The organism is Shewanella oneidensis MR-1 (genome assembly GCF_000146165.2).
Lineage (GTDB): Bacteria > Pseudomonadota > Gammaproteobacteria > Enterobacterales > Shewanellaceae > Shewanella > Shewanella oneidensis.
Genome location: NC_004347.2, coordinates 259,247 through 271,406, shown reverse-complemented (window position 1 = coordinate 271,406; position 12,160 = coordinate 259,247). Strand labels below are relative to the sequence as shown.

Genomic DNA, 12,160 nt, shown 5'->3' with positions numbered 1-12,160 from the left:
AGGAAGTTCAACAAGCTATCTGTGTGAACACTCAACAAACATCAAGTTAGTCGTATAGGTAAGGAGGTGATCCAGCCCCAGGTTCCCCTAGGGCTACCTTGTTACGACTTCACCCCAGTCATGAACCACAAAGTGGTGAGCGCCCCCCCGAAGGTTAAGCTACCCACTTCTTTTGCAGCCCACTCCCATGGTGTGACGGGCGGTGTGTACAAGGCCCGGGAACGTATTCACCGTGGCATTCTGATCCACGATTACTAGCGATTCCGACTTCATGGAGTCGAGTTGCAGACTCCAATCCGGACTACGACGAGCTTTGTGAGATTAGCTCCACCTCGCGGCTTTGCAACCCTCTGTACTCGCCATTGTAGCACGTGTGTAGCCCTACTCGTAAGGGCCATGATGACTTGACGTCGTCCCCACCTTCCTCCGGTTTATCACCGGCAGTCTCCCTAGAGTCCCCACCATTACGTGCTGGCAAATAAGGATAGGGGTTGCGCTCGTTGCGGGACTTAACCCAACATTTCACAACACGAGCTGACGACAGCCATGCAGCACCTGTCTCACGGTTCCCGAAGGCACAACCGCATCTCTGCAGTCTTCCGTGGATGTCAAGAGTAGGTAAGGTTCTTCGCGTTGCATCGAATTAAACCACATGCTCCACCGCTTGTGCGGGCCCCCGTCAATTCATTTGAGTTTTAACCTTGCGGCCGTACTCCCCAGGCGGTCTACTTAATGCGTTAGCTTGAGAGCCCAGTGTTCAAGACACCAAACTCCGAGTAGACATCGTTTACGGCGTGGACTACCAGGGTATCTAATCCTGTTTGCTCCCCACGCTTTCGTGCATGAGCGTCAGTCTTTGTCCAGGGGGCCGCCTTCGCCACCGGTATTCCTCCAGATCTCTACGCATTTCACCGCTACACCTGGAATTCTACCCCCCTCTACAAGACTCTAGTTGGTCAGTTCGAAATGCGATTCCTAGGTTGAGCCCAGGGCTTTCACATCTCGCTTAACAAACCGCCTGCGCACGCTTTACGCCCAGTAATTCCGATTAACGCTCGGACCCTCCGTATTACCGCGGCTGCTGGCACGGAGTTAGCCGGTCCTTCTTCTGTAGGTAACGTCACAGATAAGTCGTATTAGGACTTACCCTTTCCTCCCTACTGAAAGTGCTTTACAACCCGAAGGCCTTCTTCACACACGCGGCATGGCTGCATCAGGGTTTCCCCCATTGTGCAATATTCCCCACTGCTGCCTCCCGTAGGAGTCTGGGCCGTGTCTCAGTCCCAGTGTGGCTGATCATCCTCTCAGAACAGCTAGGGATCGTCGCCTTGGTGAGCCATTACCTCACCAACTAGCTAATCCCACCTAGGTTCATCCAATCGCGAGAGGCCCGAAAGTCCCCCTCTTTCCCCCGTAGGGCGTATGCGGTATTAGCAGTCGTTTCCAACTGTTATCCCCCTCGACTGGGCAGATCCCTAGGCATTACTCACCCGTCCGCCGCTCGCCACCTCATGAGTAAACTCACTTGTGCTGCCGCTCGACTTGCATGTGTTAGGCCTGCCGCCAGCGTTCAATCTGAGCCATGATCAAACTCTTCAATTAAAGTTTTGTTGTTTCCGAAGAAACGGCTCAATGAATTCTGTCATTTGTTTCCGCCATCTCTTCATAAAGAGAAGAAAGCGAAACCAAAATTATGTACATATTGCTATGAACACTCGTCATCATTGATTTAATTCTTTGATTACTCGCCAAACGGCAGAGTAATTTCGATTAACTCAACACCTGTGAGTGTCCACACAGATTTCTTGTTTAGATTGTTAAAGAGCATCTCAGTCTCATCAGAGAACCTGAGCACCACACTGGGCGATTAACGCTTCCAGTTGGCTAGGGCTGCGTATTCTACGCATTTCCCTTGTCGCGTCAAGGCGTTTTTACAAACTTCTTGAGGCTTTCGAATCAACTGCACATTTTGCATTCGATTCACACTGAAACCGCATCCGCTTTCGCTGCCTGCCGTGTCAGTGGATGCGCATTATAGGCAGCTGAACTTTTTGTGCAAGGGCTTTTTAAAAGAAAAAAGATCGCATGGCGATCTTTTCTACAAACGGGTTCGATTTACACTCAAAATGCTGTTTAATTCAGCTTTTTTGCGCCTTTATCGATAAAAGTTTGGATGAGCGCTACGGCTTTTGCATCATCCCAATCGACAAATGATCGTACAAACGCGATCAACTGACCATTTTGATCGAGAATAAAGGTTGCCGGGATGGTATCAAGTGGAAACACCTGCCCTAGCTTTTGCGTAGGATCATAGTAGGAATTAAAGTTTGCCATTCCTAATGAGGTTAAAAATGGTTGCACTTGCTGCTTGCCATCCACATCGATAGAGATAGGCAATAGAGCAAACTCTTCCGCTTTAAACTTTGTCGCCAATCGCTCAATCGCAGGTAACTCCCTTACGCAGGGAGGGCACCAGGTCGCCCACATGTTAACCATCACGACTTTACCCTTGTATTGGCTAAAGTCGATAGGCTTGCCATTGACGTCACTAAAGGCAACGGGCTCGATAGGAAAGGTTTGAGGCAATACATTAATCAAGTCGGCCGTTGATTCTATCGGTTTATTTGCCTGTTGCATGCCGGGGTACGCATAAGCACTACCAGCTATAGCAACGGATAAACTTGCGAGAATTACAGCCATTAATGCGAGAGACTTCATTTACTGTCACGCTTCAATAAGGCATCTAACGCTTTTTGATCTTCGGCGCTAATCTCTAGCCCAGCAGCACCTGTGATACGTTGCTTACGAATAAAGATAAAGCCAACGATTAACCCTAGTAGCAATAAACCTACAGGACCTAACCACAATATGTAAGTTTTAGTTTCCATTTTAGGTTTGTAGAGTACGAACTCACCATAACGGCTGGTCATAAACTCGATGATCTCATCATCACCTTTACCCTCATCGACCATCTTGAACACTTCAAGACGCAAATCACTGGCAACAGGTGAATTAGAATCAATTAAATTTTGATTTTGACACTGAGGGCAGCGTAAGGAATGCGCCAATTCGAGCGCACGCTTTTGATTTTCAGGCGATTTAAACTCATAAGTGTCTACAGGTGTAGCCATTACGGTTGTCACCATACTCAGCAACAACACTAAACCACCGATGATTTTTGTCAGTGTTCTCATGCTGCACCATCCTTCGCCGCTTCAGCTTGTAGTTGTTGGATCATAGGATAGAGGGTTTCGCTCCATACACGCTGGTCAATAGGACCTGCATAGCGATAACGAATAATGCCATTATGATCAACAATAAAGCTTTCGGGTGCGCCATAAACGCCAAGATCTAAACCTAAACGACCATCTTTATCATAAATATTGATATTGTATGGATCGCCCTGACGTCTTAATTCTTCCAGTGCAGGGATACGCTCGTCGCGGTAGTTAATCCCGTAGATAGGCAGAATATTTTGGCGTTTCAGCATTACTAAGAAAGGGTGTTCATATTTACAAGATGGACACCAAGTCGCCCATACGTTGAGTAATGCCACTTTACCTTTCAGTTGCTCATTGGTAATCATCTCGTTTGGTGTTTCGAGACGTTCCAGTTGGAAAGCCGGAATAGGCTTTCCTTCCAGAGCTGAATCCAGTTTCTGTGGATTTAAAAACAATCCTTTGTATAAAAATACCCCCATGCCAAGAAAAATGACTAATGGGATAAACAGAACCAACTTCTTCATACATTCCCCAATTATTGAGCGGTAGCTAATTTCGCTTTTTCAGCTTGCGGTTTAACGGTAGCCGCGACTTTTGAGCGATAGCGTTTATCCGATGCGGCAAAGAAACCGCCGACCATCATGAATATTGCTCCGAACCATAACCAACGCACAAACGGCTTGTAGTTCAAACGCACAGCAAATTCAGTACTACTAATCGGATCGCCCATCGTCACATACAGATCGCGGAACAGACCCCAATCGATACCGGCTTCGGTCATATCCATAGTACGCACATTGTATTGGCGACGATCGGGTTTGAGCAGTGTCAGTAACTTATCGCCTTTGTAAATCTCAATTTGACCTTGCTGCGCAGTGTAATTAGGACCAACAACGTTTTTAGTTTCGAGATATTTAAAGGTGTAACCCGCTAGCTCTTGGCTTACGCCAGGCCCCATACGCACACTTTTCTCCACTGAGTAGTTAGACACCATAGTGGCACCAATAACAGACACAGCAATACCTAAGTGCGCGATGATCATACCGAGTTGGCTACGGCCCATACGTGCGATGCTTACTTCACCATCTTTAGGCTTAACGATGCTGTAAGCTGCTTTTGCGGTTGCCAAAATAATCCAAGCTGCAGCGGCGATACCGCAAGCAACCCAAGCGTTAAAGGCCCCATCGACGATAAACGGCGTGACAATACCAATCACCAGAGATACTAATGCAGGTACGAGTAACTGTCGCTTCAATTCACCAGCTTTCGATTTTTTCCAACGAATGATTGGACCGACGCCCATAAAGGCAAACAGTACAAGTACTATGGGTACAAACACAGCGTTAAAGTATGGAGGTCCAACAGAAATCTTACCCATGCCTAACGCATCGATCAGCAGTGGGTATAAAGTGCCTAACAGAACAGTACCCGCTGCAACCGTCAGTAACACGTTACAAACTAACAGCATGGTTTCTTTTGATTTCAGCTCGAAGCGTGCAGGGCTGCTCATTTCACTTGCACGGAAGGCAAACAAAGTGAGCGAACCACCGATAGCGAGACCAAGCAATAATAGAATAAACATACCGCGGCTTGGATCGGCTGCAAATGAATGCACTGAAGTCAACACACCAGAGCGTACGATAAAGGTACCGAGTAAACTTAGCGAGAATGCGAAGATAGACAGCAATACCGTCCAGTTACGGAATGCACCGCGCTTTTCCGTCACGATCAGTGAATGCACTAAAGCCGTACCCACTAGCCAAGGCATAAATGAAGCGTTTTCTACTGGATCCCAGAACCACCATCCACCCCAGCCTAATTCGTAATACGCCCACCAAGAACCTAATGCAATACCACCAGTGAGGAAAACCCAAGCGGCTAAGGTCCAAGGACGCGACCAACGAGCCCAAGCAGAATCAAGGTGACCACTCATCAAAGCTGCAATCGCAAATGCAAAACTGACTGAGAAACCCACATAACCCAAATATAACATCGGAGGGTGGAAGATTAAGCCCACATCCTGCAGCATTGGATTTAAGTCGCGGCCTTCAGCAGGCATTGGGAATATACGTTCAAATGGGCTAGAAGTGAGTAACATAAACAAGCTGAAGCCAATCACAATCAATGCCAATACCGCTAACACGCGAGCGGTGAAGACTTCTTCTAAGCCTTTACTGAATAAAGCAACAGAGGCAGCCCAAGTGGATAGCGCGAACACCCAGAATAGCAGCGACCCTTCATGACCGCCCCATACGGCCGCAATCTTAAAGAAGATAGGTAACTGAGAATTAGAGTGATGTGCCACATAGGCCACGGAGAAATCATCAACGGCGAAGCTGTAACCAAGTGATACTACGGATAAAGCGATAAAAAAGAACATTCCGTAGGCTAACGGCCAAGCATACCTCACTAGATATTGGTCTTTACGGGCAACACCTATAAGGGGAACGCTGGTTAATAAGAAGGCAAAAGCCACTCCTATTATCAGCGAAAAGTGTCCAAGTTCTGGGATCATGGGTTTTCCTCAGTCTCTAATAATAAGTTGATTTAGAAAGACTCTAAACCAACGCATAACATTCTGTTCACACAAATGCACGAAATTTGGTTCATTTTAGTATTTGCTATTGTTCCTGTCTGCCTCTTTCATACAAAACTGGGTGACTTGTCTCATTCTCAATTTTTGCCGAAAGAGAGTCACTAAAAGCCTACAGTTTTGCATGTGACAGATAAATGAGCCTTAAGTTTCATACATAAATGACTCGATGGATCAATTTGTGAACCAGTGCCCAACTATCAGTTTTCACACTAATGATGGTCTTATATTACTGTTCAATGAATAATCTTTACGTATAATCTTGCTTCCAAGCCGGCGGTAACACCGCTTTTATGCAAACTAAAGTGAATATAGAAACAATGACGACATTTTGGATTTTTATTGCGCTTGTTATGTTGATCAGCTTAACGCTGATCTGGATCCCGCATTTCAGACAGCAAAAGTTGTTGCGCACTGAAGAAGCTGGCGTTCGCAAACAAACGAACCTCGAATTGTTCAATGAGCGTCTTGCTACCCTTGAGAAAGAACTTCATGAAGAGCTACTCGACCAAGCAGAATTTGATGCGCTTAAGAAAGAACTCGAAATCAGTTTGCTCCAAGACATCAAACAAGCAAGCGATGATTCTCTCGTCAATCAAATCAAGCCTAAGAGCATCCTTTGGCCATCGGTCATGTCGGTCTGCTTGATAGCGATCTCCGGTTATCTTTATCAACATTTAGGTGCCTTTGAAAATATAGGCAACACCCAAGCTGCTAACCCGCATGCAGGTATGGATACAGCTCAAATCATGGCACAACGCGTGCAGATGATGGAAGCCCAAGTACAAGCAGAGCCTGAAAATAGTCAAGCTTGGTTTAGTCTGGGGCATGCTTATATTTCTGCGAACCAATTCGACAAAGCGGTCGCCGCATTCGACAAAGTGATAGATTTAGTAGGTAAGCATGCAGAGTTAATCGGTCCAAAAGCGACGGCATTGTATTACAAAGCTGGTCAGCAAATGACGCCACAAGTTCAAGCTTTGATCGATGAATCGTTAGCATTAGATCCGCAGGATCCGTCAACATTATTGCTAGTAGGTATGGATGCTTTCTTCACAGCTAAGTACCAAAAAGCTATCAATTCATGGCAAACCATTCTCGACAGTAACCGCCCAGATGTAGATCGCGCTGCACTGATGAATGCGATTGAAACAGCTAACTTACGTATTCAAGCCGAAACCTCTGGCATGCCTAACGATGATGTACACAAGCAGGCAAAAGTCACAAGTAAATCAGTGAGTATTGCGATTTCAATCTCACCAGAGCTTGCGGCGAAAGCTGGTCCAGATGACACTATCTTTGTATTCGCCCGTGCAACTGAAGGCCCTAAAGTACCGTTAGCAGCGACCAAGGTCAGCGCAAAATCCTTACCTGTAACGGTGACATTAGATGATAGCACTGGCATGGGGGGCGATGTTAAATTAAGCCAAACAGCAAGTGTTGAAGTCATTGCGGTCTTATCTAAGCATGGCAATATCAAACCACAAGCTGGTGATATCCAAGGAAAGATTAGCAAAGTGAATGTGGGTGAAACCGCAAACTTAGTACTGGATACTCAAGTACAATAAATCATCTACAATAGCGCTAAGTCTTGGCTTAGCGCAGGTATAAAAAAACCGGCTCATGCCGGTTTTTTTATACAGTAAAATTACTTAGCTTTAGACATAAACTCAATCGCAGCTTTGTAATCTTCATCGGTACAATCTGTACACATACCACCTGGTGGCATTGCATTTAATCCAGTTTTTACACTTTTAACTAGATTATCAACACCTTTAGCTAAACGTGGTTCCCAGTCAGCAGTATTGTGGGATTTAGGAGCACCAGCAACACCCATGCTATGGCATACGGTACATGCCTTATTATAAATAGCTTCAGCATCTTGAGCTGAAACGTTGACTGACATAGTCAAAGCGGCGACTGCAGTCATGGCTAACAGTTTTTTCATGTTCAATGTTCCTAATGCAAATACGTACAAAGCTCTCGCTGCCCTTTGAGGCAGACTCATTATAGCGGACTAAGATTACTACAAACTTCAATAAATCTCATCTTTTTGTGATTAGAATCTCAGCATAAATGATATGAGGCGACAAACGTGACAAATTCGTTAATATATTAGCAAGTATTAAAAAAGTTCGATTTGTACGAGAAATATTGCGGTTATTGGAACCATATCAAATTGCTGACATCTAGTCCTAAGCAATTGTAAACCCCGCAATAACGTTTGTGTTAGAATCACTTGTGTTTCCTTCCGGCTTGAGATAGAGGGTTCAGTGACAAATATAATTTCAGTAGACACACTGTTATCAGCGAGCAAGCTGACATGCATCCGCGAAGAACGCATCCTGTTTGATGAATTAAGTTTTGAGATTAATGCGGGCGATATCGTCCAGATTGAAGGCCCTAATGGTGCTGGCAAAACCAGTTTATTACGTATTTTGGCAGGCTTATCTCGACCCTATGCAGGGCAAACCTTTTATGTCAATGAAGACATCAACCGATGTCGCGATGAATATAATGAAGATCTGCTGTATTTAGGCCATCTTGCAGGGGTGAAATCTGAGTTAACTGCTGAAGAAAACCTTAACTTCAATTTAAGAATCAGTGGCTATGATGATTTTGATACATCTGCCATATTGGCAAAAGTGAATTTATCTGGATTTGAAGAAGCCCTTGCAGGGCATTTATCCGCAGGTCAGCATCGCAGAACAGCATTGGCAAGACTCTGGCACAATGATTGTAAAATATGGATCTTGGATGAACCTTTTACTGCGATAGATAAAAGAGGTGTCGAAGAACTTGAACAATTGTTTATTAAACATGCGGATAATGGTGGCTGCGTGATCCTTACCACTCACCAAGATATGGGCATTATCAAAGATGATAGGCTTCGTAAAATTCGTCTAGATTATCGCTTCGTATAAGGTTTGGCATAATGAAAAGAGGCATCAGCTTTACTCAAGCGTTTTTTACATTACTGCAGCGGGATCTAAAAATCGCGATTCGCCACCGCGGTGATATTTTTAACCCATTGTTATTCTTTATTATGGTTGTCACCCTATTTCCACTTGGTATTGGTCCAGAACCGCAAATGTTGGCGCGTATCGCCCCAGGGATTATTTGGGTTGCGGCATTGCTCGCGTCGATGCTATCGCTTGAGCGCCTTTTTAAAGCCGATTTTAGTGATGGCAGCTTAGAGCAGATGCTGCTTAGTCCACAACCGCTCGCCATTTTAGTATTGGCAAAAGTATTAGCTCACTGGTTACTCACGGGTGTCCCACTCATCCTTATCGCACCACTGCTAGCTGTGTTACTGAACTTAGAAGCCAACAGCTATGGAGCCTTGATTGCCACACTGGCTTTAGGCACTCCAGTGTTGTCACTCTTAGGTGCGATTGGCGTAGCATTAACCGTTGGTCTGCGCAAAGGCGGCGTACTGTTGAGTCTACTCATCCTACCACTTTATATTCCTGTGCTAATTTTCGCGACCAGTGCCATTGATGCAGCAGGAATGAATTTACCCTATGACGGTCAGCTCGCTATAATTGGCGCAATGCTGATCGGTTCGTTAACCTTGGCACCTTTTGCAATAGGTGCATCTCTGCGAGTGAGTACTAACTAAAATGTGGAAATGGTTACACCCTTACGCGGATCCTGAACGCGCTTACAAGTTATCAGGAACATTATTTCCATGGTTTGCTATCTTAGCTTGTCTTTTCATTACCGTTGGCACGGTATGGGGCTTATTGTTTGCCCCAACTGATTACCAACAGGGTGACAGTTACCGTATTATCTTTATCCATGTGCCGGCCGCTTCAATGTCAATGGCTGCTTATATGGGCATGGCGACGGCGGCATTTATTGGCCTTGTCTGGCAGGTTAAACTAGCAGACTGGGCAGCGGCTTCTATTGCACCTATTGGTGCAGTCATCACCTTTATCGCTCTCTTTACAGGTGCGACTTGGGGTAAACCTATGTGGGGCACATGGTGGGTGTGGGATGCGCGCCTAACCTCTGAATTGGTCTTACTTTTTCTCTATTTAGGTGTTATTTCGCTCTATGCTTCTTTTGAAGACAAGGTACTTGCGGCACGTGCTGCGGGGATCTTAGCAATCGTCGGCGTAATCAATATTCCGATTATTAAATACTCAGTTGAATGGTGGAGCTCACTGCATCAACCTTCAACTATTCGGATTACTGAAAAATCGACCATGTCGAGCGAAATGTTGTACCCACTTTTAATCAATATTTTAGGTTTCGGGCTTATGATAGGGGCTATCACTATTGTGAGATTTAGAGCAGAAATCTTAGCCAGAAACGGAATGCGCCCATGGGTGCGTGAACTTGCTAAAGCTGAGGAGGTCAAATAATGCAATTCGATTCTATCAGTGATTTTTTCAACATGGGTGGCTATGCCTTTTATGTATGGCTTGCCTATGGCGTGACCTTCTTCTGTTTGTCGACGCTGATCATCACAAGCGCACGCCAAAAGCGCAAAGTGCTTATTGAAATAGCGAAAAAGATGAACCGCGAAGAGCGCCTCAAAGAAACTAGGAGTAACAAATCGTGAACCCAAGACGCAAAAAGAGACTGACATTAGCTGTAGCATTAATCGGTGGCGTTGCCGCAATTGCTTCACTTTTGTTGTATGCGCTGAACTCCAACTTAAACCTATTTTATACACCGTCTGAGATTGTTAACGGCAAAACCGATACTGGTGTAAAACCCGAAGCAGGCCAACGTATTCGTGTGGGCGGCATGGTAACTGTTGGCTCTATGGTGCGTGATCCAAACAGCCTACACGTGCAGTTTGCTGTACACGATTCCTTAGGTGGCGAAATTCTAGTGACCTATGATGATCTATTACCGGATCTATTTCGTGAGGGCCAAGGTATCGTGGCACAAGGCGTATTAGGTGAAGATGGTAAGTTGGCCGCGACTGAAGTCTTAGCCAAGCATGACGAAAACTATATGCCACCTGAAGTTGCCGAGGCTATGGGCCAAAAGCATGAGAAACTTGATTACAGCCAACAGAAATCGGCAACTCAATAACGGCTCTCAATGTCACGTCTTAGGATAAATTGACAATTTCTAGGCCAGCTCCAGTAGCTGGCCTTTTCTATTATGCACCTGATTGGATGTTTCCATATCCAAACTCAGATGCGGTCTCATTTCGTTGATATCGCTATCGATTCTCTAACAAGTCTCTTATGCTCTGCCTGCGTTTTACATCGGTATATAAAAACTGCTGCTACAAATCCCGTTGACTCTTTCTGCTAACGTATTTTGATAGCCATCATAACCGTCTGTCATCGACGGCTGAATAAGGTTTTCCTGCAGTTCATATTAATAACCGGCTGAGCAGTATTCGAACCTTGGTCTGAGTGATGGACCGCATTAGCGCTACTGCGCTTGTCTTTGACCACCATTTTTAGAGCTTTAACTAGGCTTTCTACTTTCATGTCCGCACAAGCGATTGCCAACTATCTTACATGACGTGGCATCGGCCACCAGTGACCCAAAGTGCACGCCTTGATCTGATTCGAGGCAGACAATATCACTAACCAGTACATGCTCGATATCGAGTAGCCCCTCTTCCTTCAGCAGGTAGGGATGCATCTTCATCCAATGCTTGCTGAATGTCATTTTTGTGAAGCTTATCTTGGGCAAAACCCGCAAGCTTCACTTCTCAAGTAGCAATAGAACTGGTCTCGCCCTAGTTTGACATCATGTTCAACCAGCTTAGCTTGTGTCAACTCTAGAGCTTAAGCGTCCCCCATTGCGGCATATATTGACGCTCTTATTGGACCCAGTGTTTGATGGCCGATAGTTCAGCTCTTTGATTCTCCATCCGAGCGACAGCCTGAAAAATAACTTGCCGTGACATAACGATAGCCCGACTAGAAACGGCAAGGTTTATTTCGCTTTAGGTTTTGGTTTGCCTGATATACAGCATAAGAACATTTTTCTAAAGCCGCTCCATATTCACTGTCCATGATATCGACCATCGTATTGAGAATTTGGTTACGCAGTTTCTCTTCGGCTAACTCACGCACAAGGCGCTTGATGGTCTCAGCTGTTTTATTTGAATGAGGGATAAGGGGATACTGAAAGGGTTTAGACTAATCGAGTCTTCTGTGCTTTCTTAGCTATACACGAGTACAGTTTTTTTGCCCTGAATGCCAAAACAAAACTGCGCTTGTTTGTTGTTCATTTCGTCTTTTTAAACACCTTCAACAACGCCTAATTTAAAGGTTAAGGTGAAATTACGTTGAGCACGCTTATGGCTTGAGTTACTTGATGTTGTCATAAGGAAATATTTTTTATAACATATGCCATAACGGGA

11 protein-coding genes, 1 rRNA gene and 1 pseudogene are annotated in these 12,160 nt (G+C 45.2%); 6 read left to right on the top strand and 7 right to left on the bottom strand.

The window, feature by feature from the left end; translation table 11 throughout:
• Window positions 1–59: 59 nt before the first annotated feature.
• The 5 genes from SO_RS01295 to SO_RS01275 form a co-directional block, all read right to left on the bottom strand.
• Window positions 60–1,602 (bottom strand): 16S ribosomal RNA (locus tag SO_RS01295).
• Between the two features lie 531 nt (window positions 1,603–2,133).
• Window positions 2,134–2,718 (bottom strand): TlpA disulfide reductase family protein, encoded by a 585-nt coding sequence (locus tag SO_RS01290; RefSeq protein WP_011070643.1) that lies wholly within the window; start codon window positions 2,716–2,718, stop codon window positions 2,134–2,136.
• Entirely contained in the window at window positions 2,715–3,194 is a 480-nt protein-coding gene (gene nrfF / locus SO_RS01285; RefSeq protein WP_011070642.1) for a heme lyase NrfEFG subunit NrfF, read from the bottom strand. Before nrfF ends, SO_RS01290 begins: the two co-directional genes overlap by 4 nt.
• Window positions 3,191–3,745 (bottom strand): DsbE family thiol:disulfide interchange protein, encoded by a 555-nt coding sequence (locus SO_RS01280; protein WP_011070641.1) that lies wholly within the window; start codon window positions 3,743–3,745, stop codon window positions 3,191–3,193. The genes nrfF and SO_RS01280 overlap by 4 nt, the downstream gene beginning before the upstream one ends.
• An 11-nt stretch (window positions 3,746–3,756) precedes the next feature.
• On the bottom strand, window positions 3,757–5,736 hold the full coding sequence (locus SO_RS01275) for a heme lyase CcmF/NrfE family subunit (RefSeq protein WP_011070640.1): 1,980 nt from the start codon (window positions 5,734–5,736) through the stop codon (window positions 3,757–3,759).
• 398 nt (window positions 5,737–6,134) lie between these two features.
• On the opposite strand from SO_RS01275, the gene ccmI reads away from it, so the two are divergent.
• Entirely contained in the window at window positions 6,135–7,382 is a 1,248-nt protein-coding gene (ccmI, locus tag SO_RS01270; RefSeq protein ID WP_011070639.1) for a c-type cytochrome biogenesis protein CcmI, read from the top strand.
• An 80-nt stretch (window positions 7,383–7,462) separates the two neighbouring features.
• Here the strand turns inward: ccmI and scyA are convergent, their stop codons facing one another.
• Window positions 7,463–7,762, bottom strand: coding sequence for a monoheme cytochrome c5 ScyA (gene scyA / locus SO_RS01265; RefSeq protein WP_011070638.1), 300 nt, complete (start codon window positions 7,760–7,762; stop codon window positions 7,463–7,465).
• A 325-nt stretch (window positions 7,763–8,087) separates the two neighbouring features.
• Between scyA and ccmA the strand changes: the two genes are divergently transcribed.
• Genes ccmA through ccmE form a run of 5 tightly spaced genes read left to right on the top strand, consistent with a single transcriptional unit; the run spans window position 8,088 to window position 10,866 of the window.
• Window positions 8,088–8,738 carry a cytochrome c biogenesis heme-transporting ATPase CcmA gene (ccmA, locus tag SO_RS01260; protein ID WP_011070637.1) on the top strand — a complete coding sequence of 217 codons (651 nt, stop codon included), beginning with the start codon at window positions 8,088–8,090 and terminating at the stop codon, window positions 8,736–8,738.
• 11 nt (window positions 8,739–8,749) lie between these two features.
• Window positions 8,750–9,436 (top strand): heme exporter protein CcmB, encoded by a 687-nt coding sequence (gene ccmB, locus SO_RS01255; protein WP_011070636.1) that lies wholly within the window; start codon window positions 8,750–8,752, stop codon window positions 9,434–9,436.
• Between the two features lies 1 nt (window position 9,437).
• Window positions 9,438–10,184 (top strand): heme ABC transporter permease, encoded by a 747-nt coding sequence (locus SO_RS01250; protein ID WP_011070635.1) that lies wholly within the window; start codon window positions 9,438–9,440, stop codon window positions 10,182–10,184.
• On the top strand, window positions 10,184–10,384 hold the full coding sequence (ccmD, locus tag SO_RS01245; RefSeq protein ID WP_011070634.1) for a heme exporter protein CcmD: 201 nt from the start codon (window positions 10,184–10,186) through the stop codon (window positions 10,382–10,384). Before SO_RS01250 ends, ccmD begins: the two co-directional genes overlap by 1 nt.
• A complete protein-coding gene (ccmE, locus tag SO_RS01240) occupies window positions 10,381–10,866 on the top strand; it encodes a cytochrome c maturation protein CcmE (protein WP_011070633.1) in 486 nt (161 codons plus the stop codon). The genes ccmD and ccmE overlap by 4 nt, the downstream gene beginning before the upstream one ends.
• A 39-nt stretch (window positions 10,867–10,905) precedes the next feature.
• Here the strand turns inward: ccmE and SO_RS01235 are convergent.
• Window positions 10,906–12,124 (bottom strand): annotated as a pseudogene (locus SO_RS01235) (transposase family protein).
• Window positions 12,125–12,160: the final 36 nt, after the last annotated feature.